Source organism: Lacisediminihabitans profunda (genome assembly GCF_008040105.1).
Taxonomy (GTDB): Bacteria; Actinomycetota; Actinomycetes; order Actinomycetales; family Microbacteriaceae; genus Lacisediminihabitans; species Lacisediminihabitans profunda.
Window position 1 is genome coordinate 291,574 of sequence record NZ_VRMG01000005.1, and the last position, 23,545, is coordinate 315,118.

25 protein-coding genes are annotated in these 23,545 nt (G+C 69.5%); 11 read left to right on the forward strand and 14 right to left on the reverse strand.

The window, feature by feature from the left end:
• Positions 1 to 618 carry a CGNR zinc finger domain-containing protein gene (locus FVP33_RS05890; RefSeq protein ID WP_147782704.1) on the reverse strand — a complete coding sequence of 206 codons (618 nt, stop codon included), beginning with the start codon at positions 616 to 618 and terminating at the stop codon, positions 1 to 3.
• 111 nt (positions 619 to 729) lie between these two features.
• On the opposite strand from FVP33_RS05890, the gene FVP33_RS05895 reads away from it, so the two are divergent.
• From FVP33_RS05895 to FVP33_RS05905, 3 genes are read left to right on the forward strand one after another with little or no spacing between them, the layout of a single operon-like run.
• Positions 730 to 1,278 (forward strand): carboxymuconolactone decarboxylase family protein, encoded by a 549-nt coding sequence (locus FVP33_RS05895; protein WP_147782705.1) that lies wholly within the window; start codon positions 730 to 732, stop codon positions 1,276 to 1,278.
• A gap of 41 nt (positions 1,279 to 1,319) precedes the next feature.
• A complete protein-coding gene (locus tag FVP33_RS05900) occupies positions 1,320 to 2,261 on the forward strand; it encodes a pyridoxamine 5'-phosphate oxidase family protein (protein ID WP_147782706.1) in 942 nt (313 codons plus the stop codon).
• Positions 2,258 to 2,719 (forward strand): nuclear transport factor 2 family protein, encoded by a 462-nt coding sequence (locus tag FVP33_RS05905; protein WP_147782707.1) that lies wholly within the window; start codon positions 2,258 to 2,260, stop codon positions 2,717 to 2,719. The genes FVP33_RS05900 and FVP33_RS05905 overlap by 4 nt, the downstream gene beginning before the upstream one ends.
• 36 nt (positions 2,720 to 2,755) lie before the next feature.
• Here the strand turns inward: FVP33_RS05905 and FVP33_RS05910 are convergent, their stop codons facing one another.
• From FVP33_RS05910 to FVP33_RS05925, 4 genes are all read right to left on the reverse strand, one after another.
• Positions 2,756 to 3,289 carry an NADPH-dependent FMN reductase gene (locus FVP33_RS05910; RefSeq protein ID WP_147782708.1) on the reverse strand — a complete coding sequence of 178 codons (534 nt, stop codon included), beginning with the start codon at positions 3,287 to 3,289 and terminating at the stop codon, positions 2,756 to 2,758.
• Between the two features lie 99 nt (positions 3,290 to 3,388).
• Positions 3,389 to 3,964, reverse strand: coding sequence for a hypothetical protein (locus FVP33_RS05915; RefSeq protein ID WP_147782709.1), 576 nt, complete (start codon positions 3,962 to 3,964; stop codon positions 3,389 to 3,391).
• Positions 3,961 to 4,512: an RNA polymerase sigma factor gene (locus FVP33_RS05920; protein ID WP_147782710.1), complete on the reverse strand. Its 552-nt coding sequence runs from the start codon at positions 4,510 to 4,512 to the stop codon at positions 3,961 to 3,963. The genes FVP33_RS05915 and FVP33_RS05920 overlap by 4 nt, the downstream gene beginning before the upstream one ends.
• Before the next feature lie 88 nt (positions 4,513 to 4,600).
• Complete coding sequence (locus FVP33_RS05925) at positions 4,601 to 5,110, reverse strand: hypothetical protein (protein WP_147782711.1); 510 nt, start codon at positions 5,108 to 5,110, stop codon at positions 4,601 to 4,603.
• 312 nt (positions 5,111 to 5,422) lie between these two features.
• On the opposite strand from FVP33_RS05925, the gene FVP33_RS05930 reads away from it, so the two are divergent.
• The 4 genes from FVP33_RS05930 to FVP33_RS05945 are packed head-to-tail and all read left to right on the forward strand — an operon-like array spanning position 5,423 to position 9,135.
• A complete protein-coding gene (locus FVP33_RS05930; RefSeq protein ID WP_147783186.1) occupies positions 5,423 to 7,303 on the forward strand; it encodes a glycosyltransferase family 2 protein in 1,881 nt (626 codons plus the stop codon).
• Complete coding sequence (locus FVP33_RS05935) at positions 7,303 to 7,638, forward strand: STAS domain-containing protein (protein WP_147782712.1); 336 nt, start codon at positions 7,303 to 7,305, stop codon at positions 7,636 to 7,638. The genes FVP33_RS05930 and FVP33_RS05935 overlap by 1 nt, the downstream gene beginning before the upstream one ends.
• Positions 7,631 to 8,047 carry an ATP-binding protein gene (locus FVP33_RS05940; protein WP_147782713.1) on the forward strand — a complete coding sequence of 139 codons (417 nt, stop codon included), beginning with the start codon at positions 7,631 to 7,633 and terminating at the stop codon, positions 8,045 to 8,047. The genes FVP33_RS05935 and FVP33_RS05940 overlap by 8 nt, the downstream gene beginning before the upstream one ends.
• Positions 8,044 to 9,135 carry a PP2C family protein-serine/threonine phosphatase gene (locus FVP33_RS05945; protein ID WP_147782714.1) on the forward strand — a complete coding sequence of 364 codons (1,092 nt, stop codon included), beginning with the start codon at positions 8,044 to 8,046 and terminating at the stop codon, positions 9,133 to 9,135. Before FVP33_RS05940 ends, FVP33_RS05945 begins: the two co-directional genes overlap by 4 nt.
• Before the next feature lie 22 nt (positions 9,136 to 9,157).
• Here FVP33_RS05945 and FVP33_RS05950 read toward each other — a convergent pair whose 3' ends face one another.
• From FVP33_RS05950 to FVP33_RS05985, 9 genes are all read right to left on the reverse strand, one after another.
• Complete coding sequence (locus FVP33_RS05950) at positions 9,158 to 9,859, reverse strand: alpha/beta fold hydrolase (RefSeq protein ID WP_147782715.1); 702 nt, start codon at positions 9,857 to 9,859, stop codon at positions 9,158 to 9,160.
• Between the two features lie 108 nt (positions 9,860 to 9,967).
• The gene (locus FVP33_RS05955; protein ID WP_147782716.1) at positions 9,968 to 10,912 is read right to left on the reverse strand and encodes an undecaprenyl-diphosphate phosphatase; all 945 of its coding nucleotides are present in this window, start codon (positions 10,910 to 10,912) and stop codon (positions 9,968 to 9,970) included.
• A gap of 155 nt (positions 10,913 to 11,067) precedes the next feature.
• Positions 11,068 to 11,232 carry a hypothetical protein gene (locus FVP33_RS19440; protein WP_187270595.1) on the reverse strand — a complete coding sequence of 55 codons (165 nt, stop codon included), beginning with the start codon at positions 11,230 to 11,232 and terminating at the stop codon, positions 11,068 to 11,070.
• A gap of 72 nt (positions 11,233 to 11,304) precedes the next feature.
• Positions 11,305 to 11,574, reverse strand: a complete 270-nt coding sequence (locus tag FVP33_RS05960) for an acyl carrier protein (protein ID WP_147782717.1) — start codon at positions 11,572 to 11,574, stop codon at positions 11,305 to 11,307.
• The gene (locus FVP33_RS05965; protein WP_147782718.1) at positions 11,571 to 12,965 is read right to left on the reverse strand and encodes a 2-oxo acid dehydrogenase subunit E2; all 1,395 of its coding nucleotides are present in this window, start codon (positions 12,963 to 12,965) and stop codon (positions 11,571 to 11,573) included. The genes FVP33_RS05960 and FVP33_RS05965 overlap by 4 nt, the downstream gene beginning before the upstream one ends.
• Positions 12,958 to 13,938 (reverse strand): alpha-ketoacid dehydrogenase subunit beta, encoded by a 981-nt coding sequence (locus FVP33_RS05970; RefSeq protein ID WP_147782719.1) that lies wholly within the window; start codon positions 13,936 to 13,938, stop codon positions 12,958 to 12,960. The genes FVP33_RS05965 and FVP33_RS05970 overlap by 8 nt, the downstream gene beginning before the upstream one ends.
• A complete protein-coding gene (pdhA, locus tag FVP33_RS05975; protein WP_147782720.1) occupies positions 13,935 to 14,930 on the reverse strand; it encodes a pyruvate dehydrogenase (acetyl-transferring) E1 component subunit alpha in 996 nt (331 codons plus the stop codon). The genes FVP33_RS05970 and pdhA overlap by 4 nt, the downstream gene beginning before the upstream one ends.
• Positions 14,927 to 16,729 carry an acetate--CoA ligase gene (acsA, locus tag FVP33_RS05980; protein ID WP_147782721.1) on the reverse strand — a complete coding sequence of 601 codons (1,803 nt, stop codon included), beginning with the start codon at positions 16,727 to 16,729 and terminating at the stop codon, positions 14,927 to 14,929. Before acsA ends, pdhA begins: the two co-directional genes overlap by 4 nt.
• Before the next feature lie 68 nt (positions 16,730 to 16,797).
• Positions 16,798 to 18,867, reverse strand: a complete 2,070-nt coding sequence (locus tag FVP33_RS05985; protein ID WP_147782722.1) for a hypothetical protein — start codon at positions 18,865 to 18,867, stop codon at positions 16,798 to 16,800.
• Positions 18,868 to 19,039: 172 nt separating this feature from the next.
• Between FVP33_RS05985 and FVP33_RS05990 the strand changes: the two genes are divergently transcribed.
• From FVP33_RS05990 to FVP33_RS06005, 4 genes are read left to right on the forward strand one after another with little or no spacing between them, the layout of a single operon-like run.
• Positions 19,040 to 19,678 carry a TetR/AcrR family transcriptional regulator gene (locus FVP33_RS05990; RefSeq protein WP_187270596.1) on the forward strand — a complete coding sequence of 213 codons (639 nt, stop codon included), beginning with the start codon at positions 19,040 to 19,042 and terminating at the stop codon, positions 19,676 to 19,678.
• Entirely contained in the window at positions 19,675 to 20,943 is a 1,269-nt protein-coding gene (locus FVP33_RS05995) for an MFS transporter (RefSeq protein ID WP_147782724.1), read from the forward strand. The genes FVP33_RS05990 and FVP33_RS05995 overlap by 4 nt, the downstream gene beginning before the upstream one ends.
• A complete protein-coding gene (locus tag FVP33_RS06000; RefSeq protein ID WP_147782725.1) occupies positions 20,943 to 22,205 on the forward strand; it encodes an alanine racemase in 1,263 nt (420 codons plus the stop codon). Before FVP33_RS05995 ends, FVP33_RS06000 begins: the two co-directional genes overlap by 1 nt.
• Positions 22,202 to 23,539 carry a D-arabinono-1,4-lactone oxidase gene (locus tag FVP33_RS06005; protein ID WP_246142191.1) on the forward strand — a complete coding sequence of 446 codons (1,338 nt, stop codon included), beginning with the start codon at positions 22,202 to 22,204 and terminating at the stop codon, positions 23,537 to 23,539. Before FVP33_RS06000 ends, FVP33_RS06005 begins: the two co-directional genes overlap by 4 nt.
• The last annotated feature ends 6 nt before the right edge of the window (positions 23,540 to 23,545 follow it).

Here is a 23,545-nt window from a genome sequence, read left to right on the forward strand (position 1 = left end):
TCAGTGGGTCGTGTCCTCCCGCGTGATGCGGGCGGAGCGCACCGACTGGTAGTGCCGGGCCGCGCGCGCGCGGTTGCCACAGGCAACCGAGCACCATTCCCGTCGAGGGTGGGTCTTCACGAAGTACAGCACGCACCCCGGCGCGTAACACGCCCGCAGTTGGGAGCCGTTCTCGCCCAGGAGTTGCTGGGCTTCCGAGGCGACTTCGGCCAGACCGGCAACCACCGGAGAGCCTGCGGGGGTGGCGGCGAGCTCGAGATGTCCCTCATTCAATCGCAGTCGCGGCACACTGCGCTCGCGGACTGCCTCGTTCACGGCTCGGGTCGCATCCTCCACGCTTGCGACGGCAGACTCGGCGGCTGGGCGCTGGTCGCTGGTGACATGGGCTGCCAGTCGGCGCACCGAATCTCGCAGAACTCGCGCGCTCTGGAACTCCTTCTGCGTCGCCGTGACGCCTGCACGGTCGAGGCCGACAGCATCCAGCCAGGCATCAAGATCCGTCGGCGCGGCGAAGTCGTCGTGCACACCCGCGGTATCGGCCCAGATCGTGGCCATCAGCCGCACCGGGGTCGGCTCCTCGGGGAGCACCCAGCTGCGATCCGGTCCATCGTTTTCCATGCGGCAAATATATCACGGATGAATTGAGTTGCATCCGTGAGATTACCCGTGGTATAACCTGTAACGGATGAACCTGAGTTCATGCATTAGAAACCAAGGAGACAGAGACCCATGACTACCGCTATCGCCACGATCGTCCCCATCCAGCCCGAGACCGCCACGGGCGTTGCCAAGGATCTGCTCGACCAGGTGCAGAAGGGACTGGGTCTCGTTCCGAACATGACGAAGGTCATGGCGAACAGCCCGGCACTGCTGAAGGGCTACCTCGCCCTTTCCGCCGCGGTCGCAACCGGCAGCATTCCCGCGGCGGTTCGTGAGCGCCTGGCAATCTCCACGGCGCAGCTGAACGGCTGCGAGTACTGCCTGTCTGCGCACACCTACATCGGCGGCAACATCGCCAAGGTGGATGCCGCCGAGCTGGATGCCGCGCGCCGCTCCGAGTCGAGTGACCCCCACGTGGGCGCGCTTCTGAAGCTCTCCCAGGCGATCGCCGAAAACGCGGGCGACGTGCACGATGACGCACTCGGCGTGGCCCGTGCCGCCGGCGTGACCGACGCGGAGATCGGCGAGCTGGTGGCCAACCTCGCGTTGAACATCCTGACCAACTACTTCAACGTGCTAGCCAACGTGGAGAACGACTGGCCGGTAGTCGGGCTGTAGGCCTCGACTCGTTCCTCAAGGACATGATGACGATGACTTCGATGCGCGAAATCGCCGACGCGGGCTTCCATGCCGGCGAGCTCGCGGTGCAGCGGACGGCCGGGGTCGCGCGAGACGCGGCGCGGCTGTCCAGCATGCTCGAGCCCGTTGCGCTGACCGGCGGAATCGCCGGATTCCTCAGCGCCCGCACGTTTCTCGTCGTCACCGGGAGGGATGCCGGCGGACGTCTCTGGACGTCTCCGCTGGTCGGCCCTCCCGGGTTCCTCGAGGTGCTCTCCGACACCGCCGTCGCGGTGCAGGCCGCGATTCCCGCGGGAGACCCGCTCCACGGGCTGGTCGCGGGCCAGAAGATCGGGATGACGGCGGTCGAATTCGCCACCCGGCGCCGGGTGCGGATCAACGGCACCCTCACGGTGAGCGGGGGCGACCTGCTTCTCGTCGAGGTCGAGCAGGCCTACGGCAACTGCCCGAAGTACATCCAGCAACGCACGCTCGTGCCCGGCCGCCCGCACCGGGACGGAGGCGATCCCGTCCGTCTCGGCAGCACTCTCGATCCGGAAGATCGCGAGTTGATCCGCGCCGCCGATACGTTCTTCCTCGGCACCGCGAACCCCGAGCGGGGAGCCGACGCCTCGCACCGTGGTGGCCCACCTGGGATGGTCCGCGTGGACGAGCGCGGGCTGTGGTGGCCCGACTATCCGGGCAACAATCTCTTCAACAGCTTCGGCAACCTCGCCGTGAGCCCCGAGACCGCCCTGCTGTTCTTCGATTTCGGCACCGGGCGTACTCTTCACCTGTCCGGCACGACCGAGATCGAATGGGGAGAACCCGGCCGATCAGGAGACGACGGGCACACCGGCCGAATTGCACGGTTCACCCTTCAGCGCGTCGTGGCCGGTCGCCTGCTCCCGGCGCGAGAGACCACTCACAACCCCTATCCGCGCAACCCCACGCTGACCGATCGACAAGGACACGTTCGATGACCGAATCCCGCCCGCCGTTTCCGCCATTCGACCTGCCGACGGCCCTGCAGAAGGTGCAGGCAGCCGAGGACGCGTGGAACAGCCGCGACCCCGAGAGAGTCGCTCTTGCCTACACGCCGGACTCGGTGTGGCGCAACCGCGACGTGCACGTCGTCGGTCGTGAGGCGATCATCGAGTTCCTCAGCGCGAAGTGGCACCGCGAGCAGGGCTACGCGCTCCGCAAGGGCCTCTGGGGCTTCCGGGAGAACCGCATCGCGGTGCGGTTCCAGTACGAGTGGCACGACGTTCACGGCCAGTGGTTTCGCAGCTACGGCAACGAACTGTGGGAGTTCGCCCCGAGCGGGCTCATGAACCGTCGCGAGGCATCCATCAACGACCTCGGCATCAGCGAGGCCGAGCGACGCATCTTCGGACCCCGCCCGCAGTCCGAAGTCGGTGTCGACATCCCGGTCTGGTGAGCGCCTGGCGCTCGCGCTGGGACCCCGACACGGGGATCATCCGCGCTTCTCCAATTGCTCGAGCATCGTGATCCACCAGCGGGCGAGCGCGTCGCGTTCGGGCAGGGTCGAGACGATCCCGGAGACGATCGTGTCCCGAGCAAGGGGGAGGTCGATGCAGGCCCCGTCGAGAACCCGTGCATCGATATAGCCGAGCACCAACGCCAGAGTGGCCAGGGCACCATGTCCTCGCCCCGGGGCAGCCACATTGATCCACGCGACCGGCTTTCCCGAGACCACCTCGCTGCCCACGGTCCAGTCCAGGAGGTTCTTGAAGCTGCCCGGGAGCGTGCCGGCGTACTCGGGCGTGCTGAACAGCACGGCATCGGCGAGACCTATCTGCTCGCGCAGGGTGGCAACGGCGGCGGGAACGGGGTCGTGATCATCGTCCGGATTGAAGGCGGGCAACGCAGACAGGCCGCCATACAAGGTGGCGCTGGAGCCTGGCGGCGCCAGCTCTCGTATCGTGGCCAACGCGGCGTTGTTGGTCGACGATTGCCGGGTGCTGCCGGAAACAAGCAAGAGTCTCATCAGAATGCGTCCCGTCTTGCCTCAAGGCGATGGAACCAGACCGACACGGGCCTGATCGTGTCCATCGTATGGGCAGTCCCTCGCCCGCTGGCGCCCGGGCTAGTGGTGGGAGTTCGCCGGCGGTGCGGTTGGCTTCGATCCCGCGCCGGGCGGGGTGACGGGGGGCACGACCGTTGACGGCCGCCTGCTGGGGTCGGGTCGGGCGGGCACGCTCGTTCGCGGCGATGGCGACACGCTGGACTTGTCGCTCGCGCCTCGTTGGGGGCCGCCGGACGAGGTGCCCTCTCTGCCCGGCACGCGACTGCTCCCGGGCGCCGGAACCGGGGGCTGCCCTGGCTCGTGCAGCGCGCCGGGCACCAGGGTGTGGACGAGGAAGCTGATGGCGGTCTGCGCCGTATGCCTGAAGTCAGGGCTGGCCGCGGCGGCCGAGGCGCCGACGCCCACCGATGCCGCGACGGCAATGGCGGCGACGATGAGACGACGGTTCCGAACCCGTCGATGCGCGGCGATGTCCACCGGAGCAGGGGTCATGAGCGCGGCGAGCTCTGCCGAGGGTTCGGGGGGGCTGCCGGCGCCCAGAGACCTGAGTTCGAGGAGCAGCGATCGAAGATCGGCGGCATCGTCGATGGCGGCCTCCTCGAGGAGATCGTCGACAACGCGGTCATCACGAGTCATGGGGTGTTCCCGACCTTCATTTCCAGTTCCTGCTTCAGGTTTCCCAGTGCTCGGCGCTGGAGTTGTTTGATCGCGCCGGGCGTCTTGTCCATGATCGCCGCGGTCTGTTCGAGGGAGAGGTCCGCGATGATTCGCAGGTTCAGAACCTCGCGCTGATCATCGCCCAGGTGGGCGAGGAGTTCGAGGGCGCCGGCGTCGAGAGCCGAATCCAGCGCGTGGTCTTCCGCGGACGCGGTGGATCTGGAGTCGAGCTCCGGCAGGTATTCGGTGATCATGGGGCTCCTGGCCCGCAGTCGGTGGTGATCCACCGACCGGGCATGTGCAATGGAGAAGATGAGAGTCTTCAACCCCTTCACCCCTCCGTTCACCGAGGCGAGCCGAGGGTAGAGGGCGAGGAAGACATCGTGGGTAACGGCCTCGGGGTCATCCACACCGCGGGCCACAAGGTAGCCGTGCACCGACGGCGAAAGCGCCTGATACACGAGAGTGAAGACCTCCGCCGGGTTGCTGCTCCCGAGAGCCAGCATCTCGTCGGTCAATGTCTCCATCGACCACCTCGTCCCATTCCGTCACCAGAGCCCTGCCGCGCAACGCTGCCTAGGCTAGCGCGGCGCGGCAGGGTGATTGGTGAGAAACTTACGGGCGGCCGGGCGTGGTCGGCTTGTGGCTGGTGCCCTTCGACGACTGGTCGGGGAGCGCCGGCGCGCCGGTGGAGACGTCGGACGGTGCGGCGGTCTTACCGGGGTGGACGATCGTGGCGCAGTAGGCCTTGATGTCGGTCGAGTTGCTCGCCGCGACGACGAGGGACTTGTACGCCGTGGATGAGGTGCTCAGTCCACCGTGCGTGAAGGCCGTGCAGAGACCGAAGGCCGCGGGGCCCGTGGCATCCGGACCCACCGGCGTGGCGGTGGGGTTCGGCGTGGCGGTGGGGTCCGGCGTCTCGGTCGGGTCTGCCGTGGCCGTGGCATCCACCTCTGTGCTGTCGGCGGGGGCAGGGGCGCCGATCAGGCTGTGGGCGCTCTGCTGCAGCGGAGCCGGAAGCGTCCCGGTGTAGGCGGCGACGGCGGTGCCGCCGGCGGCGACTGTGCCGAGTGCCAGGGCGCCGATGGCGATCTTGCTCGTGACAAGAACGGTAAAGAATGACATCTAAGTCCTCCAAGTGGGTCTGAGACCCGTCGGTTCATTTCTGCGGGGCCGAGGCCCACGTGGACGTAATCGACGACGGCACCCGAAAAGTTACGCTCGGTACCAAAAGCTTCAGGTCGCTCGGGGAGTATCGTGCCTGCCGCGATATTATCGAGGGAGCACGCCGAGGGGGATTCGGCGGCACGGGGCTTTCGGGGGGTCGACGTGGTTCAGGAGCGCGTGTCGGTACACAGGGCCGACCCGGAGGTGACCACCCGGCTTGCCGTGCTGCGGCTAATCGTCGTGGCGACCGTGGTGCTCGGCCTCAACTACATGGTCTGGCGTTGGTTCTTTTCGCTCAACTGGGGAGCGTGGTGGATCGCGCTGCCCCTCGTCGCCGCGGAGACCTACAGCCTCATCGATGTGAGCCTGTTCGGCCTCACGATGTGGCGGGCTCGCCCGCGACCCCGGCCGCCCGTGGCACCGGCCGGACTGACCGTCGACGTCTTCATCACCACCTACAACGAGCCCGTCGACCTGGTGATAGAAACGGCCACCGCGGCCCGAGCCATTCGCTATCCGCATCGCACCTGGATTCTTGACGACGGTGATCGTCCGGAGATGAGCGAGGCGGCAACGTCGCTCGGCGTCGGCTACATCACGCGCGGGGCCGACTGGCTCGACCGGCCCTTGCACGCGAAGGCCGGAAACCTCAACAACGCCCTGCTCGCCACGGACGGCGAATTCCTGCTCATCCTCGACGCCGACCAGGTTCCACTTCCCCAGATTCTCGACGAGACCCTGGGCTACTTCGGGGACGAATCCGTCGCCCTCGTGCAGACCCCGCAGATCTTCGGCAACGTCACCCCGGGTGATCCGCTGGGGAGTCAGGCCGGCCTGTTTTACGGACCGATTCAGCAGGGGAAGGACGGCTGGAACGCGGCATTCTTCTGCGGTTCGAACGCTCTGCTCCGGCGCGAGGCCCTCATGCAGCTCGGGATAGCCGGTTACGTCGCGGAGGTGGAGCGCGCGGTCCTCACGGCACTGCGGGGTGCTCGGCGCGTGCTTGCCAAGGCGGCCCGCAGCGCCCCCCGGGACAATGATGTGGTGCTCGGCGCCCTCGCGGAGGTTGCCTCCGCCGTGGAGACCGCGCGGCTGGAGGTGGCGGCTCTCAAGCCGCTGTCGTCGGTCACCTACGCACTGCAACGACGGATCGAGGAGATCTCCCGCGGCATGGTGGCTATCGACATCCACCTCCTCGCCCGAGACCTTGACGCGCTGAGGGAAATGGGCGGCGACGACGAGGTCGAATGGGATGTCCTGATGGACATGGAGAGCACGGTCGAGACCCTCGCCTCGCGTGAACTTTCCCCGCTCGGGGCCTTCGAATCGGTGCAGACCCTGTTGCGCTCGATCGATGTCGACCGTGCAGAAGAGGCCCAACCGCTGATGCCGCTCGCGACGATTTCCGTCACGGAAGACATGGCGACGTCGATGCGGCTGCACGACATGGGCTGGCGGAGCGTCTATCACTCCGGTCTGCTCGCGGTCGGTCTCGCCCCGGAGGACCTCGGGACGATGCTCAAACAACGCCTGCGCTGGGCTCAGGGGACCATGCAGGTGTTCCTGAAGGAGAATCCGCTCCGGCAGCGTGGCATGACCATCGCCCAGCGTCTGATGTACTTCTCCACGATGTGGAGCTACCTCAGCGGATTCGCGGCGCTGATCTATTTCGCGGCGCCGATCGTCTTTCTCTGCTTCGGCATCCTGCCGGTCAACACGACCGCGTGGGAGTTCTTTCTTAGGTTCGTGCCCTTCATGGCGCTGAACCAGCTGCTCTTCGTGTTCGCGGGGCGGGGAATCCCCACCTGGCGCGGTCAGCAATACAGCCTCGCGCTCTTTCCCGTCTGGATTCGGGCGACCGTGAGCGCGGCGGCGAACGTCTACTTCAAGCGGCCGCTCGGCTTCGTGGTCACGCCCAAGACGCGCCAGGAAGGCGGCCCGAACTGGCGGCTCATCACCCCCCAGGTCTGCGTGGCAGTGGCCCTGGTGATTGCGGCGGTCATCGGCACGACGCGACTTGTTCTCGGTGTCGGCGAACCGATCGGCACTGCCGTGAATCTCGGCTGGGTGGTGTTCGACCTGATCGTGCTCAGCGTTCTTGTGCCTGCGGTCTTGTACCGCGGCTTTCAACCGAAAGAGGTGTCCGGCTAATGGAGTTCACGAGCGGAGAGATTGCCGACGGCATTGCCGTGGTGCGGCCCACGGGCCGTCTCAATATGGTGTCGGCGGGGCGCCTGCGAGAGCTGATCACATCGACCGTGGCAGGGGGGCGGTCCCGGGTGGTCGTGGATCTGACCGGAGTGGAATTCATCGACTCGTCGGGGCTCGGCGCCCTGATCAGCGGGCTCAAGACCGCCCGGCAGGCCGGCGGAGATCTCAGGATCGCCGCGCCGAACGAACAGGTCTCTCTGGTGTTGCGGCTCACCAACATGGATCGGGTGCTCCCGGTCTACGCCAGTGCCGAGACGGCATACGGCAATGGATAGCGGCACTCAGTTCACCCTGGCGATGTCTGCACCGCCGGACGACGTCGACACGGTGCATGCGCTGTTGCAGGAGGTCTGGTCCAACTCGCCGGCGGTGTCGGCGACGGACCGGGTGTGCTTCGAGACGGCCCTGATCGAGCTCGCCGGCAACGTGATCCAGCACGCCGACGCGGGAACCGGCGTGTCCTGCACACTCACCGTGGAGGTGTTCGGCGATCGGATCGAGGCGAGGTTGAGCGACACCGGTGAGCCGGGACAGTTTCACCTGGTGCCAGGAGGCATGCCGCACGAGCTGGCGGAGTCCGGGCGGGGCATCCCCCTCATCGAAGCGCTCGTCGACGAACTGCACTACGACCGGTCCGGTTCCCTCAACCTCTGGCGGATCAGTCGAAGGCTCGGCACCGCATGACGACGAGCGAGGACGCCTATCGGGTGCTCGTGCTCGACGACGACCCGGACATCGCCGAATACACCAGGACCGTGCTCGAGCGGAGGGGCGGCTGCCAGGTCCTGTCCCTGAATGACCCGCGGCTAGCCGTGGCGGCCCTCGAAGACTTTCAGCCGGATGTCGTGGTGACCGACATCGAGATGCCGGGCATGAGCGGCTTGGAGGTGCTGGCCCTGATGCGGGAGGCGCAGCCCGGCCTTCCCGTCATCGTCATGACCGCGCACGTGTCGATCGATTACGCCGTGCGCGCTCTTCGGAGCCAGGCCGACGAGTTCCTCACCAAGCCGATCTCCCACCCGGAACTGATTTCGATAGTCCGCCGTCTCGCGTCGCAGTGGCGCAGCCGAAGGGAGGCCGACCTGGAGCTGGATCGCGCCGCCGAGGTGCAGCGTGGCCTGCTTCCGCGACAGCTGGTCGCCCTTGACGGATATCAACTGGATGGCGACTGCACTCCGGCCCGTGCGGTCGGGGGCGACTTCTTCGACTGGTATCCGGTCAGCGATGGCGCGGCATTCACCGTCGCCGACGTGATGGGAAAGGGAATCGGTGCCGCCATCATCGCGGCCACCGTTCGATCGGTGTTGCGTTCCGGCGCCGGCGGGCCCGATCTGGGGCAGGTGATGTCCGTTGCCGATTCCTCACTCGAGCCGGATCTCGAACGGGCCGGCGCGTTCGTCACGCTCTTCCACGCGAGGCTGAATGCCGCGCTCGGCGAGGTGCGCTACGTCGACGCCGGACACGGACTGTCGCTGGTCGTTCGCGCGGCCGGTGGCACGAAGCGGCTGGCGACGACGAGTTTCCCCCTGGGGTCGGGGTTCGGGGGAGGCTGGCGCGAGCACATCCTGACTCTGCTGCCCGGCGACACGCTCGTGTCCGTGAGCGACGGCGTTCTCGACCTGTTCGACGGGACACTCGCGAGCCTGGACGAGGTGGAGCGGATCGCGCGCTCCGCGTCGAGCGCACGAGACATCGTCGACGCTCTGCTGGAGAGGGCGTCACACGGCGCGCCCGACGACGTGACCGTCGTTGTGCTGCGGCGGGACCTCTGACCGAGCCGGTGGCGATTTCGCCTCAGTGAGTCTGCACGGCGGCGACGATGGCGGCACCGAGCTCGGTGGGCTTGGTGAACTGGGGCCAGTGCCCGGTGGGCAGTTCCACGTATTCGACGTCGTGGATACGGGCGAGCTCCGACACGTTGGGGTGACCGCTCTTGATCCACGTCTTCAGCGCCGAGACCGGGAACTCGCAGGTGATCACGGTGACCGGCACGTCGTAGCGCCGCTCGTCGTGGAGGTGCTGGGCATCCTGGGCCACGCCGCGCGGCTCCGGAATCGCCCGGGCTCGGAAGGCGGCGCGGAGGTCGTCGCTCAGGTCGACGAGGTCCTCGTCGTCGAAGATGTCCCACGACGGCAACGGCACGTCGTCTCCGACGGCTGGCAGCGCGTCGTTGATGACACCACCCTCGGCGAGTGGACCGCTGTCCACATAGACCGCGCGAAGCACACGATCCGGTCGCGCATCCACCGCCCCGTGGATGATGGCGCCACCGCCCGAATGACCGACCAGCACCACCCGGTCGGGCAGGGAGTCGATCACCGCCACGACCGCATCGATGTGGTCGCGCAGGCCGATTCCGGCGCGCGGCGCGTGGGCAGACTCGAGCCCGGGAAGCGTGAGCGGGTGCACGCGATGCCCCGCAGCGACAAGGGTCGGGGTCACCCGCGACCAGGATGACGCATCCAACCAGAATCCGGGAACCAGAATGATGTCCATGCCGAGCGACGCTACGCCCGACGACCGACACCCGACGCCCCGACACGGGACGCCCGAGGTCGACGAATCAGCGGTCAGATCTCCGGAGGCGATCCGTACCTCAGTGACTCAGCCGTGAAGCAGGAGCCAGCCGAGGGATGCCGCGCCGGCGAGGAGGGAGTAGACGGCGAAGGGGATGAGGGTCCTGGTGCGGAAGTAGCGGTCGAGAAAGGCCACAGCGAGCAGCGCCGCGACGAACGCGGTGGCGCTGCCGGCGAGCACCTGGCCGTGGATCGAGGCGCCGAGCGGACCGAAGAGGTCGGGCAGCTTGAGCAGCCCGGCGGCCAGGATCACCGGGGTCGCGAGGAGGAACGAGAACCGTGCTGCCTCTCGATGGCTGAGACCCACCGCCATGCCGGCAACCATCGACACGCCAGACCGGCTGATCCCGGGAAGCAGGGCGAGCGTCTGCACAGCGCCGATCGCCACGGCGCGCCACCGAGGCACGTCGGCGAGGGCGGTGTCGTCGCCGAGGGCGTCCGGGTCCTGGGCGGCCGCCGTGCCCAGAACCGCGGCATCGGCGCTCCGTCCGTTCAGCGCGGCGGCCCGGTCGACGGCCGGGTCGCGTCGCCGTCTCAGGAGTTCGCCCCCGCCGAGGATCAGCCCGTTCACGATCAGGAAGATCGCCGCGGGCACCGGCTTTCCCAGCACCGTGCGGAAGGTGTGCTCGAGCAGCAGACCGGTCACCCCCACCGGGATGGTGGCCAGGATGAGCAGCCAGGCGAGTCGCTCGGGCGCGGTCCGGATGCGGCGGTACCGCACCGAGGAGAAGAAGCCCCGGATGATCCGCGCCCAGTCGCGACGGAAGAACACGAGCAGCGCCAGGGCGGTCGCCACGTGCAGACCCACGATGAAGGCGAGGTAGGGCGACTCGGGGGCGGAGACCGAGAGGTCGCGACTCCATTGGCCGCCGAGCAGGGCCGGGATCAGCACCGCGTGGCCGAGGCTGGACACGGGGAACAGTTCCGTGATGCCCTGGATCGCCCCCATCACAATGGCTTCGAGGTAATTCATGGGGTCGGGTCCTCCTGGGGCGCTGGGCATCGGGTGTCAAGGGAGCGAGGTCACTCCAGCCAAACAACGACGCCCTAAGATTCCGTAGAGATTCGGCAGCATGCACTCGTGGCTGCCGGCGCTCTGCACCCCGTGTATTCGCGGGCCGCGGTTGTCTAGCGGCCGGGGAAGATGCGCGAGAAGAGGCTCTGTGCGGCCGGGGCCTGGTGGCCCGGGCATCGCTGGGCGACCGGGACGTCGCGCATCACTTCGTCGACGTGCTGGCCGCACCCCGCCCAGGTGACCTTGCCGCACTCACTGCAGGTAACTGCCTGGCACATGTATTGCTCCCTCTGCTGGTTCTCCCGGAACCACCGGTATTGGCGGTTCTGGCGGTGGGAGTAAATATACCCCTAGGGGTATAACGTTTGCTGAGTGCGGTCAGCCTGGGCGGCGACGTAGCCGATCAAGCTGTGCACCGTGGTGAGCGACGCATAGTCGTTCTCCGGGGTCTCGACACCGGTGGCGCCGGCGACCGTCTCGAGAAGTCGCAGGAAATCGAGGGAGTCGAGTTCGAGATCCTGCCGGAACCTCGCGGAGTCGTCGAGGCCGTCGGTGTCCACGTCCGGCGCCACCTGCCCGATTGCCGCGAGCACGGCAGCGCGAGCGTCATCCTCAGTCATAATTCCTCCGGTTTCTGCAGCAGCTCGTCGATGCGGGCGAGGAAGCGCGCGCCGCGCAGACCGTCGCTCACCCGGTGGTCGGCGGAGAGGGTGGCGGTGACGGCCGTACGAACGCCGAGCATTCCGTCGTGCGCCCAGGGCTGCTCGAGCACCCGGCCGAAGCCGACGAGTGCGACCTGGGGCGGATAGATCACGCCGAACACGCTCTCCACTCCGAGGTCGCCGAGATTGGTGACCGTGATCGTGGGGTCGGTCATCTCGGCTCGCTGCAGGCGACCGCTGCGCGCGCGGCCCACGAGGTCCCTCAGGCCCGCCATGAGGTCGTCGAGGGAGAGGGAGTCGGCGTCGTGGATGGCGGGAGCGACGAGGCCGCCCTGACGCAGCGCCACGGCGACACCGAGATGCACCGCGGAACTCGGCTGGAACGCGTCGTCGGCGTAGAAGCCGTTCATCTCGGGAATGTCCCGCGCGGCGAGCGCGGTCGCCTTGAGCAGAAGGGCGGCGGGCACGACCCGCTCGGCGATGGACCGCTGGGCGTTGGCGGACTGCAGCCACGCCGTGGCGGCACGCAGGTCAATGGTTGTGCTGAGGTAGTAGTGCGGGATGGACTTCTTCGAGCGCGCCATGAGCACGCCGATGGAGCGGCGCAGGCGAGCGGAGCGCTCGGCCGACTCGGCTGCCGCTGCCGTTGCCGTTGCGGGCAACTTCCCCGGTTTCCGGGTGCGCCCGGGTGCGGCAGGCACCGGTTCCCGCGCGCGGGTGATGTCGGGCCCCGTCACCTCGCCGTGCGGGCCGGTGCCGACGACGCCGGCCAGATCGATGCCGAGTTCGGCGGCAAGCCGGCGCGCCCTCGGCGACGAGCGAATCCGCTCCGGCCGTGACGACTCGGCCGGAGCGGCGGCGGGCGAGGGAACGGCGCGTTCAACATCGTCGCGTGTGATGACCCCCTGCGGGCCGCTTCCGTGCACCCCGGCGAGCTCGACGCCGAGCCGGTGGGCAAGTTGGCGCACGGGGGGAGAGATCGGGGCCTGGGCCGGCGGCACCGCCTCGATCGGCCCGGCCGCCTCGATCGGTTTCGGGGCCTTGGCCGGCCTCCCCGGCTTTGCGGGCCGGTGCGGCTTCGCGGCCGGCCTCGCCGACTCGTCGACCGCCGCCGGCGTCTGGGTGATTCGAGCGAGCGGGGCGCCGACGGGCACCGTGACTCCCTCCTCCACGAGCAACTCGGCAACCACTCCCTCGTCGAAACTCTCCACGTCCATGACCGTCTTATCGGTGTCGACGGCGGCGACGATGTCCCCCTTGTGCACATAGTCGCCCGGCTTCACGAGCCACTCGACGAGCTTGCCGCGCTCCATGTCCGCGCCGAGCGACGGCATGAGGAACTCAGCCATGAGATCCCACCGCCTCGCGGGCTGCCTCGACCACGCGGACGACCGACGGCAGGGCGGCGAGTTCGAGGTGCTTGGCGTAGGGCAGGGGCACCTCGGCGCTGCACACCCGACCCACCGGGGCGTCGAGGTCGTAGAACGACGACTCGGTGATGCGCGCACTCACCTCGGCCGAGATGCTGCCGCTGCGCCACCCCTCGTCCACGACGACGGCGCGGTGCGTCTTCGCCACCGTCGCGAGGATCGCCGGTGTGTCGAGGGGGCGGAGGGTGCGCAGGTCGAGCACCTCGGCGTCGATCCCCTCCCCGGCGAGCTGCTCGGCCGCCTCCAGGACGGTCGGCAGCGAACCGCCGTAGGTGATCAGGGACACCGCGTTCCCCGGTCGGCGAATCGCGGCGCTCGTGATGTCGACGGCGCCCGCGTCGTCGGCGATCTCTCCGGCCACGTTGTAGAGCGACCCGTGCTCGAAGATGAGCACCGGGTCGGGATCTTCGAGCGCGGTCCACAGCATGCCGCGGGCGTCGGCGAGGGTCGCCGGGGTGAGAATCCGCAGCCCGGGGATGTGCGCGTACCAGCCTTCCAGGCTGTGCGAGTGCTGCGCCGCGAGTTGGCGTCCCGCTCCGGTCGTCATCCGGATCACCAGCGGCACGTTGAACTGGCCACCGGACATGTGCAGGATGCTCGCCGCGTTGTTCATGATCTGGTCGAGCGCGAGGAGACTGAAGTTCACGGTCATGATCTCGACGATGGGCCGCATGCCGCCGAGGGCGGCCCCGATTCCCGCACCGACGAAACCGGACTCCGACAGGGGAGTGTCGCGGATGCGTTCCGGCCCGAACTCCTCGAGCAGGCCGAGGCTCACGGCGAAGGACCCGCCGTAGAGTCCCACATCCTCGCCCATCAGGAAGACCCTGTCGTCGCGGGTGAGTGCCTCGCGGATCGCGTCCCGCATCGCCTCCCGATAGGTGGTCTTCACGGCGACCTGATCTCGCTGTAGACGAAGCGCAGGAGCTCATCCACCGGTTCGACGCTGCCGGCCTCCGCGAACTCCACGGCCGCGCTCACCTCGGCGTCGACGTCCCGTTGCATCTTCGCCCACTCCGCCTCGGAGAGCCGGCCGGCCCCCTCCAGCGTGGCGCGGAGCAGGTCGATCGGGTCGCGCTCGATCCACCGGGCCACCTCGGCCTTGTCACGGTAGCGCTCCGGGTCGTACATCGAGTGCGCCCGGAAGCGGTAGGTGCGCAGTTCGAGGAAGTGGGGCCCGCCGCCGCCGCGCACCGCATCGACGGCGCGACGGGCGGCCTCCTCGACCGCGAGCACGTCCATCCCGTCCACCGGCCAGGCCGGGATCTCATACGCCGCCGCCTTCACGGCGAGATCGGTCTGCGACTCCGAGCGCGAGAGCGCGGTGCCCATCGCGTAGAGATTGTTCTCGCAGCAGAACAGCACGGGAAGCTGCCACAGGGCGGCGAGGTTGAGGCTCTCGTGAAACTCGCCCTCCGCGGCCGCCCCCTCGCCGAAGAAGCACACGGTGACCCGGGAGCGGCCGGCCATCTTGTCGGCCAGGGCCAGCCCGATCGCGAGCGGCAGTCCACCGGCGACGATGGCATTGCCGCCGTAGAAGCGGGTCGCCGCGTCGAAGAGGTGCATGGACCCGCCGCGACCGCGGCAGCAGCCCTGCTGAAAGCCGTACATCTCGGCGAGGATCGACCCGGCCGAGACGCCCTTGAGCAGCGCATGCCCATGCTCGCGGTAGGTGGCCACCACCGCATCCTCGGGGTCGAGGGTCGCCATGATGCCGGCGGCCACGGCCTCCTCACCGATGTAGACATGAAGGAAGCCGCGGATCTTCGCCGCGCTGTAGAGTTCGACGCACTTCTCCTCGAGCCGGCGCACGCGCAGCATCTGCGTGAGGAGGTGTTGGCCGTGGGCGGCCCCGGACGGGGTAGCGGCGCGAGGCGTGTTCATCGGCTTCCCTCCACGGTGGACGTGTCGCCCTCGGGCAGGCCGAGCTCGCGGGCCTTGAGCAGTCGGCGCAGGATCTTGCCGCTTCGCGTCTTGGGCAGCGACTCCACGAAGTCGAGCTCGCGAGGGGCTATCGCGGGACCCAGCCTCTTCCTGGCGAACCCGATGATGTCCAGCCGCAGCGCATCCGACGGTTCCCGGCCCGGCCGCAATTCGACGAAGGCCTTGACCAGGGCGCCGGCGACGGGATCGGGGATGCCGATCACTCCGGCCTCGGCCACGGCCTCGTGCTCCAGGAGACAGCTCTCCACCTCGAAGGGCCCGATGAGGTGGCCAGACGACTTGATCACGTCATCGCCTCGACCCACGAACCAGTAGTAGCCGTCGGCATCCCGAGTGGCGAGGTCTCCGGTGAGGTACCAGCCCCCGACGAAGCATCTCCGGTAACGCTCCTCCTCGTTGAGGTAGCCGCGGAACATGGATGGCCAGCCTGGTCGAAGCGCCAACTCGCCCACGGTGCCTGGCTCGGTCACCAGCTCCGCCTCGCCGTCGAGCATGACCGGCCGGTCCTCGTCGTCTCGGCGCACCAGGGCGGCCTGCACCCCGGGGAGCGGTCGGCCCATCGAACCGGGACGGATCTCGGTCGCCGCGTAGTTGGCGATCATGATGCCGCCCGTCTCCGTCTGCCACCAGTTGTCGTGCACCGGCAGGCCGAACGCCTCCGTCCCCCACACCACGACCTCGGGGTTGAGCGGCTCGCCGACGCTCGCCACGAAGCGCAGCGCGGAGAGGTCGTGTTCGTGCGCGAGCGGGGCGCCCGCCTTCATCAGCATCCGCAGGGCGGTCGGCGCCGTGTACCAGACCGACACTCGTTGCTCGGCGAGGATGCGGTACCACCGCTCGGCATCGAGCTCCTCCTCGTCGACGATGGAGGTCACGCCGTGCACGAGGGGCGCGATCACGCCGTACGAGGTGCCGGTCACCCAGCCGGGGTCCGCGGTGCACCAGTAGATGTCGTCCGGGTGCAGGTCGAGGGCGAAACGGCCGGTCGCCAGGTGGGCGGCGACGGCGTCGTGCACGTGGATCGCCCCCTTCGGGGTGCCCGTCGTGCCGCTCGTGAAGTGCAGCAGCGCCATGTCCTCCCGCTGGGTCTCGGCGACCGGCCCGTAGGGTTCCGCGTCGCGCAGCAGGGCCGTGAGGTCGAGCGTGTCCGGCTCGGGCGCGCCCTCCGCATCGACGAGGAAGACGTGCCGCAGTTCCGGCAGAGCCGAACGGATCGGCGCCACCTTCTTGCGGTACAGCGCCCGGGTCGTGACGAGCACCCGACCGGTGCCGAGCTGCAGTCGTTGGCGAATCGGATCCGGACCGAAGGCCGAGAACAGCGGGCAGAACACGCTCGCGTTCGTGAGGGTTCCCATCATGGCGACATAGAGGGAGGGGATGCGTCCCGCGAGCGAGAACACGCGATCGCCCCGCCCGATCCCGAGCGAGCGCAGCACGCTCGCGAACCGGTTGGCCTCCTCGGACAGTCCCCGGTAGGTGAGCGAGTGGGTGGTGCCGTCGGCCCGCACGAACCGGAGGGCCTCGCGCTCGGCCCGCTCGCCGACGGCGTGCCGGTGGGCGGCCTCGAAGGCGATGTTGACGCCGCCACCCGGAAGTCCGGTCAGCTCGCGTCTCGCCGAGTCCCAGGTGAAGGTGCGGCAGGCCTCGTCGTAGTCGACCAGGTTCGGCAGCACCGCGAGGCTGCGGACATCCTTGCGGATGGTGGACCAGCGCGTGGGTGACTCGATTCCTGCGGCCATGACCTCATAGGACTCCACCCCGCGGGGCGGGCATAGAGCCTAAGGTCCTCTCGCCTCGGTGGTTGCCGTCAGGCGCTGGGCTGACGCAAGGCCACCGGCTCGACGAAACGAAGCCACGCCCACACCGCGAGGCTCAGGGCGGCGAAGGCGACGGCCACGACGATCGATCCGACCACCGGGAAGTCGGCGCCCCGGCCGCCGAGGAACACTGCGGCGGCGAGGGTGGTGACCACGGCGACGCTCGCCAGCCAGACCGGCGGCGACCACTCCAGGATCACGCGGCCGGGCAGGGTGGCCAGCGGGAGAATGAGGGTCATCGCCGATCCGAGTCCGGCGAGCGCGATCGTCGCGAGGGTCTCGTGGAGCAGTGACGGCCAGAAGCCCTGAACGGCGCCGAGGGCGCCGTTGGCGAGCCACGCCGCGATCGCCAGCACGGTCACCCCGCCCACCTCCACGAGGTTGACGATCGCCCTGGGTCGCGCGGGCAGTCCTCGCGCGAAAGCGATGCCGATCACCACCCCGGTGACGACGACCGGCTCGATGCCCGTCGCCCTCGAGAGCAGGGCGGCCACCGCGGCGGCAAGCACGAGCATCGGCCGCGTGCGCAGCCGTCCGGCGACACCCTGCCAGCGGCGAGCGAGACGCGTCGTGACGGCCACCCCGATCACATTGAGCAGGCCGAGACCCAGGCACACCGCCACGGTGAGCCTGAGGTAGCGCACCTCATCGTCGACCCCGCCGGAGAAGACCACGAACGCCGCGGCCACCGCGAGGGGGATCGCCCCGGCGAGGATCGGGTTCAGCGCCGTCGTGTCGTCGCGATCGACGAGCCCCGGTCGGTTTCGACCGGTGAGGCGGATGCTCGGTCGTCTGACCCGACCGCGGAGGGCCGTCGCGAGCATCCGGAGCGGCAGGGCGACGAGCAGGATGAAGGCCAGGGCGAGAAGCGGAGCGAGCAGCCAGTTGCCGCGACCGATGGTCTCGGCGAGAGTGGGCAGTTCGGAGCCGAACGACGTGGGGGTGCCCCAGTTGCTCGACCCGCTCGCCGGCGGCACCGGTGGGGTGGGCTCCGGGGCCGGCGAGGTCGGTGAGTCGGAGGGCGGGGGAGTCCCGGCCGGCGGATCGGTCGTGGTGGGCGCGACGGGCGGCACGGCCGCGCCGGGCTTCGGGCCGAAGAACACGGAGATCGGCGCGGAGGGGGCGCTGAAGTTGCCCGCCTGGTCACGCTGGATCGCCACGACGGGGTGTTTGCCGGCCGCCGGTGCGGCCGCCGTGCAGGCCCAGATCGTGCCGCTCACGCGGGCGCTGCAGACCGGCACGTTGTGCACGTACACGTCGACGGCGCCGGCCGCCTCGCCCATGCCGCGGTAGGTGACCGTGCGGTCGGGTGCGCGGCTTCCCGCGCGGGGCGAGGTGATCGTCGGGCTCGCCGGAGCATCGCGGTCCACCGTCACGGGAAGGGACCCCGACGGGGAGGAGGATGCCCCACCGCCGAGGCCGGCCTGCGACTGGCGGGCGACGATCACCCACGACCCGGAGCCCACGGTGAGGGCGCAGGACCAGTAGCCGGTGGTGCTGGCGATCGCGGTGCAGCCGCCGGCCGGGGCCCCCGCCACGCCCGCGACCACGGTGGCGCCGGCAAAGCCGAGACCCGACACGAGCCCGCTGGTGACGAAGCCCGGCGCTCCGTCGATGCTGGGCGCTCCCAGCACATCGAGGGTCGCGGTGTCCTCGCCGGTGATCGCGCCGCTCGTCAGCTGCTGGGCGGTGACGGAGATGGCCCTGCCGTTCGGCAGGGCGATCGTGCACCCCCAGGTGGTCTTCGAGTCCTCGGGAATCGTGCAGACCGGCTGGTCGCCTGGCGTGAGGGGGAGCACGCTCACCCCGGAGTCCGCGTCCTTCGTGCCGGTCAGGGCGACGGCGTCGGTGGGAGAGAAGCCCGGCGCCGTCAGCGTGAAGTTCGGGCTCGGGCTGGCAGGGGGGCTGGACGTGGGGGTGGGGACGGCGGAGGCCGCGGTCAGGATCCCGGCGAGCCCGGCAAAGGCGAGGATGGCGGCCAGTCGCAGGAATCGCCGGTCGGCGCTCGCTCCGCATTCGCGAAACGAACGTCGGGGGACGTTCGTGGGAGAGGGCTGCACCGTACCTCCATTTAGCTAGGCATTCGCTGCCCTGTCAAACCGCGGACCGAGTGTTACGCCCCGTTTGGGTGATTGACGGAGCCGCGAATCACCGCCATGATTCGTAGTCAGACGACTGGGACGATCGACCCAGTTCGGCCGATCGCAGACCGACCAGATGGAGGGCCCAGGCATGACCCGCGTCCCCTCCGACGAACGACGAGCCGCGCTGATCCAGGCCGCCCTCGCCGTGATCGACCGGGACGGGGTGTCCGCGGCCACCACCCGCGCGATCGTGGCCGAGGCGGGCATGTCGCTCGCCAGTTTCCACTACGCCTTCCGCTCCCGAGACGAGATGATGCGGGAGCTCATCGCCTTCGTCGTGGCGAACGAGAAGCGGGTGACGCTCGCCGCCGTGGCCCCCGGCACGGACATCCGCACCGCCGTTCGAGCGGGCCTCCAGGCCTACTTCGACCTGCTGGTGGAGAATCCGCAGCGGGAGCAGGCCCTCTTCGAACTCATGAACTACTCCCTGCGCACCCCGGAGCTCGACGCGGTGCCGGCCGCCCAGTACGCCAGCTACTTCGCCGCGGCAGGCGAGCTGCTCGAGTACGGCGCGCTCGCCACCGGAGTCACCTGGTCGCGGCCCGTGCAGGAGGTCGCCCGCATCCTCATCGCCATCAACGACGGCTACACCCTCGCCTGGCTCGCCGACCGGGATGCCGTCGCCGCCGGGCGACTCATGGACTTCGCCGCAGACACGATCGCCGCGCTCGCGCGCCCCGCCCGCCCCAGCCCCCGTCCGGCCACCCCGCAGGAGCCCCAGCCATGACGACACCCGAGACCGCCCACGCGCCGGCCCCGTTCGCCGAACCGCGGGCCCGGGTCCGCGGCAGGTGGATCTCCCTCTTCGCGGCGGCCTGGCTCGGGGTGTGGATGGCGCAGCTCACCCCCATCCAATTGCTGCTTCCCCTGCAGATCGAGGCGCGCGTGCACTCGTCGGACTGGGTGGACAGCGTCGTGGCGTTCGGCGTGGTCTCCGGCATCGCGGGCGTCTTCGCCCTCGTCGCGTTCCCCCTCACCGGGGCGCTGTCCGACCGCACCACCTCGCGCTTCGGCCGACGCCGCCCCTGGATTCTCGGCGGCGCGCTCCTCTTCGCGGCCGGCCTCGTCGCGCTGGGCGCCCAGACCGGCATCCTGGGGATCGGCGTGTTCTGGTCGGTGGCCCTGGTCGGTTTCTGCGTGCTCTCCGCCGCCCTCACGGCGATGATCTCCGACCAGGTGCCGGTGAACCAGCGGGGCTACGTCTCCGGCTGGATCTCGGCGCCGCAGGCGATCGGCACCATCCTCGGCCTGCTCCTCGTCGTGGTTCTCGGGCTCGGCATCTTCGCGGGCTACACCCTCGTCGCCGTGCTCGTCGTGCTGCTGGTGCTCCCGTTCGTGCTGGGGGTTCCGGATGCCGTGCTCGCGCCGGCGGACCGCCCGCGCCTCACCGGGCGCGGCCTGATCGCCGGATTCTGGATCAGCCCGCGCGAGCATCCGGACTTCGGCTGGACCCTGCTCAGCCGCATCCTGGTCAACTTCGGCAACGCCTTCGGCACCGCGCTGCTGCTGCAGTTCCTGCAGTACGGGCTGCACCGCCCGCACGCGAGCGACGACCTGCTCGTGTTGGTCGCCGTCTATCTCGTCTTCGTCGTGATCGCCTCCCTCGTCTCCGGGAGGCTCTCCGACCGGCTCGGCCTGCGCAAGGTCTTCGTCTTCGTCGCCGCCGCGCTGCAGGGCGTCGCGGCCCTCCTGCTCGCCTTCGTGCCGGAGTTCGCCGTCGCGATCGTCGCCGCCGGCATCCTCGGTCTCGGCTATGGCTGCTTCCTCTCCGTCGACCAGGCGCTCGCCACCCAGGTGTTGCCCGACGTGCACACTCGCGGCAAGGACCTCGGCATCATGAACATCGCGACCGCCGTTCCGCAGGCGGTCGCGCCGCTGATCGGAGCGTTCGTGGTGGCCGCGTTCGCCGGCTTCCAGAGCCTCTTCGTGCTGTCCGCGCTCGCGGCCCTGCTCGGGGCCGCGGCCGTGCTGCCGATCAGGTCGGTGCGCTGATGACGATTTCGCTCAGCCACCCGTCGACAACTCCGTGGACCACGCCGGCACGCTACTGGCCGGGGATCGACGCGGCGACGGCGGAGCTCGATCCGCCGTTCGGGGTGATCTCGCTGCCGGCGCTGGCCCACAACGCCTTCGAGATGCTGCGTCGCGCGAACGGCACTCCGATCAGGGTGGCGAGCAAGTCGGTGCGGGTGCGTTCGGTGATCGACGCGGTGCTCGCGCTTCCCGGATTCGCCGGGGTGCTCGCCTACACCCTGCCCGAGGCGCTCTGGCTCGCCGCGGGGGACGAGGGCAACGACGGGATCGCGGATGTCGTGGTCGGCTACCCCACCGCCGACCGGGCCGCGATCCGCCGCCTCGCCACCGACGAGCGGCTCGCCTCCCGAGTCACCATCATGGTGGACTCGGTGGCCCAGCTCGACCTGATCGATGCGGTGCTCCCCCCGGATCGACGCGGCATCATCCGGGTCTGCCTCGAACTGGACGCGTCGTGGAACTCCAAGGTCCTCGGGCACCTCGGCCCCTGGCGGTCGCCGGTCTTCACCGTGGATCAGGCGCGCGACCTTGCCGCCGAGATCGTCCGCCGCCGGGGGTTCTCCCTCGTCGGCCTCATGGCCTACGAGGGGCAGATCGCCGGTCTCGTCGACGAGCCGGCAGGCGACCCGGCGCGCGGCGCCCTCGTGCGCTGGGTGCAGCGCCAGTCGGTGGCCGAGCTCGCCGGCAGGCGCGCCGAGGTCGTCGCGGCGGTCCGCGCGCTTGCCGACCTCGAGTTCGTGAACGGCGGCGGCACCGGTTCACTCGAGACCACGAGCGCCGAGCCCGCGGTGACCGAGATCGCGGCCGGCAGCGGGCTCTTCGGCCCCCACCTCTTCGACCACTACCGTCGCTTCAGCCCGGCCCCCGCGGCCGCCTTCGCCCTCTCGGTGGTGCGCAAGCCGACGCCGCAGATGGCGACTCTGCTCGGCGGCGGCTGGGTCGCCTCCGGGCCGCCCGGGCCGGACCGGCTGCCCCTCGTCGCCTGGCCGGAGGGCACGAGAATGATCTCGCGGGAGGCAGCCGGCGAGGTGCAGACCCCGCTCAGCGGAGAGTCGGCCGCCCGGCTGCGGGTCGGCGATCGGGTCTGGCTTCGGCACACGAAGGCCGGCGAGTTGAGCGAGCACCTCGACGCCTTCACGCTCGTGGACGGTGATGCGTCCGGGTTCAGGGTCGTCGGCACCGCGCCGACCTACCGGGGTGAGGGGAAAGCGTTCCTGTGAGCATCGACAGCGCGACCGCGCGAATCCGGCCGGGCGAGAGCTGGCGCAACTGGGGGCGCACCGAGGCGATTCTGCCCGTGTTCGCCGCGCGCGCGTCGACGGTCGACGAGGTCGTGGAGGTCGTGCGCTTCGCCCGCCAGCACGGCCTCACGGTGAAGACCGTCGGCGCCGGGCACAGCTTCTCGGGCATCGCGGTGGCCCCCGGCGTGCAGCTCGACATCTCCGGGCTCGACGGCCTGCTCGACGTCGACCTGCCGAACGCGCGGGTCACCCTGGGAGCGGGCACCCACCTGCACCGGTTGCCCGACCTGCTCGAGCCCCTCGGTCTCGCACTGCAGAACATGGGCGACATCGATCGCCAGACCATCGCCGGGGCGACGTCGACGGGAACTCACGGCACCGGGGCGCGGTTCGGGGGACTCGCCACCCAGGTTGTCGCGCTCACCCTCGTCACGGCCGACGGATCGATCCTGCGGATCGGCGACACCAGCAACGCGGAGCTGCTGCCGGCGGCCCGGCTGGGCCTCGGCGCCCTCGGTGTGATCGTGGAGGTCACCCTGCAGTGCGTTCCGGCCTTCCTGCTGCGCGCGGTGGAACGACCGGCGGGCTTCGACGAGGTGCTCGACGACTTCGAGGCGCGCGCCACGGTCGCCGACCACTTCGAGTTCTACTGGTGGCCGCACACCGACGGCGTGATGACCAAGACCAACACTCGTCTGCCGGGCGACGCCCCCCGGGAGCCGCTCGGCGCCGTCTCCGAGTGGCTGGAGGATCGGGTGCTCAGCAACGGCGTTCTCGCCCTCATCTGCACTCTCGGCCGGGTGGCTCCCGCGCTCACCCCGCCGATCAATCGGCTGGCGACGAGGGTGTACGGCAACCGCACCTTCACCGACCGCTCGCACGAGGTGTTCGTGAGCCCGCGCACGACCCGGTTCGCCGAGATGGAGTACGCGATTCCGCTCGAGGCGGTCCCCTCCGCCCTGCGCGACATCCGACGGCTCATCGACGATCGCGGCTGGCGCATCTCCTTTCCCGTCGAGGTGCGGGTCGCGGCCGCCGACGACAACTGGCTCTCGACAGCGCACGGGCGGCCGACGGGCTACATCGCCGTGCACCGCTACGTGCGCGACCACCACGTCGACTACTTCACCGCCGTCGAGCGGATCATGCGCGGGTACGAGGGCCGTCCGCACTGGGGCAAGATCCACTACCTCGACGCCGAGGCGCTCGCCGCGGTGTATCCACGGCACGCCGACTTCGTGGCGGTGCGCGACCGGCTCGACCCCGATCGCCTCTTCACCAACCCGTACCTCGACAGGGTTCTCGGCCCCTGATCCGCG

Coding starts and splice junctions, on each gene's coding strand:
- FVP33_RS05890 (WP_147782704.1), bottom strand. CDS start 618: ATGGAAAACGATGGACCGGATCGCAGCTGGGTGCTCCCCGAGGAGCCG.
- FVP33_RS05895 (WP_147782705.1), top strand. CDS start 730: ATGACTACCGCTATCGCCACGATCGTCCCCATCCAGCCCGAGACCGCC.
- FVP33_RS05900 (WP_147782706.1), top strand. CDS start 1,320: ATGCGCGAAATCGCCGACGCGGGCTTCCATGCCGGCGAGCTCGCGGTG.
- FVP33_RS05905 (WP_147782707.1), top strand. CDS start 2,258: ATGACCGAATCCCGCCCGCCGTTTCCGCCATTCGACCTGCCGACGGCC.
- FVP33_RS05910 (WP_147782708.1), bottom strand. CDS start 3,289: ATGAGACTCTTGCTTGTTTCCGGCAGCACCCGGCAATCGTCGACCAAC.
- FVP33_RS05915 (WP_147782709.1), bottom strand. CDS start 3,964: ATGACTCGTGATGACCGCGTTGTCGACGATCTCCTCGAGGAGGCCGCC.
- FVP33_RS05920 (WP_147782710.1), bottom strand. CDS start 4,512: ATGGAGACATTGACCGACGAGATGCTGGCTCTCGGGAGCAGCAACCCG.
- FVP33_RS05925 (WP_147782711.1), bottom strand. CDS start 5,110: ATGTCATTCTTTACCGTTCTTGTCACGAGCAAGATCGCCATCGGCGCC.
- FVP33_RS05930 (WP_147783186.1), top strand. CDS start 5,423: ATGGTCTGGCGTTGGTTCTTTTCGCTCAACTGGGGAGCGTGGTGGATC.
- FVP33_RS05935 (WP_147782712.1), top strand. CDS start 7,303: ATGGAGTTCACGAGCGGAGAGATTGCCGACGGCATTGCCGTGGTGCGG.
- FVP33_RS05940 (WP_147782713.1), top strand. CDS start 7,631: ATGGATAGCGGCACTCAGTTCACCCTGGCGATGTCTGCACCGCCGGAC.
- FVP33_RS05945 (WP_147782714.1), top strand. CDS start 8,044: ATGACGACGAGCGAGGACGCCTATCGGGTGCTCGTGCTCGACGACGAC.
- FVP33_RS05950 (WP_147782715.1), bottom strand. CDS start 9,859: ATGGACATCATTCTGGTTCCCGGATTCTGGTTGGATGCGTCATCCTGG.
- FVP33_RS05955 (WP_147782716.1), bottom strand. CDS start 10,912: ATGAATTACCTCGAAGCCATTGTGATGGGGGCGATCCAGGGCATCACG.
- FVP33_RS19440 (WP_187270595.1), bottom strand. CDS start 11,232: ATGTGCCAGGCAGTTACCTGCAGTGAGTGCGGCAAGGTCACCTGGGCG.
- FVP33_RS05960 (WP_147782717.1), bottom strand. CDS start 11,574: ATGACTGAGGATGACGCTCGCGCTGCCGTGCTCGCGGCAATCGGGCAG.
- FVP33_RS05965 (WP_147782718.1), bottom strand. CDS start 12,965: ATGGCTGAGTTCCTCATGCCGTCGCTCGGCGCGGACATGGAGCGCGGC.
- pdhA (WP_147782720.1), bottom strand. CDS start 14,930: ATGAACACGCCTCGCGCCGCTACCCCGTCCGGGGCCGCCCACGGCCAA.
- acsA (WP_147782721.1), bottom strand. CDS start 16,729: ATGGCCGCAGGAATCGAGTCACCCACGCGCTGGTCCACCATCCGCAAG.
- FVP33_RS05990 (WP_187270596.1), top strand. CDS start 19,040: ATGACCCGCGTCCCCTCCGACGAACGACGAGCCGCGCTGATCCAGGCC.
- FVP33_RS05995 (WP_147782724.1), top strand. CDS start 19,675: ATGACGACACCCGAGACCGCCCACGCGCCGGCCCCGTTCGCCGAACCG.
- FVP33_RS06000 (WP_147782725.1), top strand. CDS start 20,943: ATGACGATTTCGCTCAGCCACCCGTCGACAACTCCGTGGACCACGCCG.